2 protein-coding genes and 1 pseudogene are annotated in these 2,031 nt (G+C 76.0%); all 3 read right to left on the reverse strand.

Annotated elements, in window-relative coordinates:
- The coding region (locus F8271_RS31075) for a DinB family protein (protein ID WP_192580546.1) at positions 1 to 320 on the reverse strand (320 nt) is incomplete at its 3' end.
- Positions 317 to 1,552 carry an ergothioneine biosynthesis glutamate--cysteine ligase EgtA gene (gene egtA, locus F8271_RS31080; RefSeq protein WP_151493343.1) on the reverse strand — a complete coding sequence of 412 codons (1,236 nt, stop codon included), beginning with the start codon at positions 1,550 to 1,552 and terminating at the stop codon, positions 317 to 319. The genes F8271_RS31075 and egtA, both read right to left, overlap by 4 nt.
- A 151-nt stretch (positions 1,553 to 1,703) precedes the next feature.
- Positions 1,704 to 2,031 (reverse strand): annotated as a pseudogene (locus tag F8271_RS31085) (hypothetical protein); the annotation flags it as partial.

Here is a 2,031-nt window from a genome sequence, read left to right on the forward strand (position 1 = left end):
CGGGCCTCCGCGGGGGGCAGCAGGGGCAGCGCGGGGCGGTCGCGGCGGGGCTGCTTGAACGCGTCGTACAGCTCGTCGATGTCGCGCCGGACCGGCTCGCGGCCCCCGACGTCCCGGACCAGCCAGAGCTCCTCCTGGTTGCCGACGTGCGCCAGGTCCCAGACCAGCGGCGACATCAGCGGCGAGTGCTGGCGCATCAGGTCGGCGTCGTCGACCGCCTCGGTCAGCAGCGTGGTCCGGGAGCGGGCCCGCGCCAGCTCCGCGGCGATCCGGCCGCGCAGCCGCTCCCCGTCGGTGTGTCCCGTCGTGCTCGCGGTCACCGGTCTCCCATCTCCGCGGCGGAGAGCCGCCGCCGAATGCCTCGTGCGATGTCGTCCTGGGTGTCGGCTGGCAGGTCCAGCCGGGGCAGCCCGGCCAGGGCCAGGTCGAGCAGCCCTGTCGCGGCGGTGCCCAGCGCCGCGTCGGCCAGCCCGTGCCGGGCGGCCGTCGACCAGCGGTGCGCCACCGGCGCGGCGATCGTGTACGCCGCACGCACCGTGCCCGGATCGGCGAACAGGGCGGTCAGCACCGCCAGCGGAAGCCGCCAGTCCGCGCCGGGCTGGGCGTCCAGGTAGCGCAACTCGAGGTAGCCGCGTGGGCGTACCGGTGGGAAGAGGGTGCTGACGTGGTAGTCGAGGTCGTCGGTGGTGGGTGGGCGGGGCAACGCGCCATCGAGCCAGTCGGCGAAGGTGACCCCGGGCGGGGCGGCCCAGTCCGGCCCGTGCCGGCGCAGGCAGAGCAACGGCGCGGCGAGCACGTACCGGATCCAGGTGTCGGTCGGGTCGTCGGCGGCGGTGCCGGCGGTCCAGACCGGGCGGGTGCGGGCCGGATCGATGGCCAGCCAGGCTGCCATCCGGGCGGAGGCCCAGCCGGTGCGACGCCCGGCGTGCCGGCTGGCGGAGGCGAACGCCGCGAGCAGCGGCGGGCCGACCGCGTGGGCGGCGGCCCACCGTGCGGCGACCTGGTCCGGTTCGCCGGCGTCGAGGCAGACCTGCAGGCCGGCGGTGCTGTACATCATCGTCCGGCCGGCCGGACCGCGCCGGTCGAAGGCGCCGCGCATGGCGCGGTAACGGGGAGTTTCCACCACCGGGCGGGGCCGTCGGTGCGGGTCGATGCCGCTGCGGCCGAGGACCAGCCCGGCGGCGGCCAGCAGGTCGGTGACCTGGGCGATGTCGGCCTCGGTGGCCTCGATCAGCGTGGCGGTCGAGGAGCGCGGCGGGGTGGAGATCTCGAGCTGGCCACCCGGTTCCAACGTCACCGTGCCGCCGTGTCGCAGCGGCTCGGCCGAGCTGGTCGCGTCCAGGGTGACGGGGCTGTGCCGCCCCAGCGCCGCCCGCAGTCGCGTCGGGGCGACCGGTCGGGCGGGATCGGCGGCGTCGTGCACGGTCCATTCCAGTTCGACGCCGGTGTGCGTGGGTGGGCCGGTCTTGAAGCAGATCCGGGCGAGGTGCCGGACTGCGGCTGCGGACTCGCGCAGAATCGCGCTGCGGTCCAACTCGGGTGACGTCACCACCGGTCGGGGCCCCCTTTTCCGTGAGCCGGCTTCGGGCACTGTGCCACCGTAAACCCGCCCCCCGACACCGTCGGGAGGCGTCCACGGCGCCTCCAACCTCTGTCTAACAGACGAATTTCCCCGGCGCAGGGCGGAACCGGGCCGCGACGGGTCAGTCCCCGGTGGGCCGGCCCTTCGCCGAGTGCGACGGCTTGACCTTCGCCGACCGGGTCGGGGTCGGCGACAGGGTGGACGACGGCGTCGGCGTCGGCCCGGGCACCAGCCGCTGGCAGTACGCGCCGACCTGGCTTACGCCACCCGCGGCGGTCACCAGCTGCGCGAAGGCCGGGGTCCGCAGGGCCTGCTCCCGCTGTTGCGGCTTCTTGGCCTGCCAGGCACGGCACAGCCCGGTCAGCTGGCCGGCGGGGGCCGACCCGGCCGGTGTCGTGCCGGCCGGTGTGGGGCCGGCCGCCGACGCCGTGCCGGTCACCTCCCGGGTG

The sequence above is a fragment of the Micromonospora sp. ALFpr18c genome (assembly GCF_008868155.1).
GTDB lineage: Bacteria > Actinomycetota > Actinomycetes > Mycobacteriales > Micromonosporaceae > Micromonospora.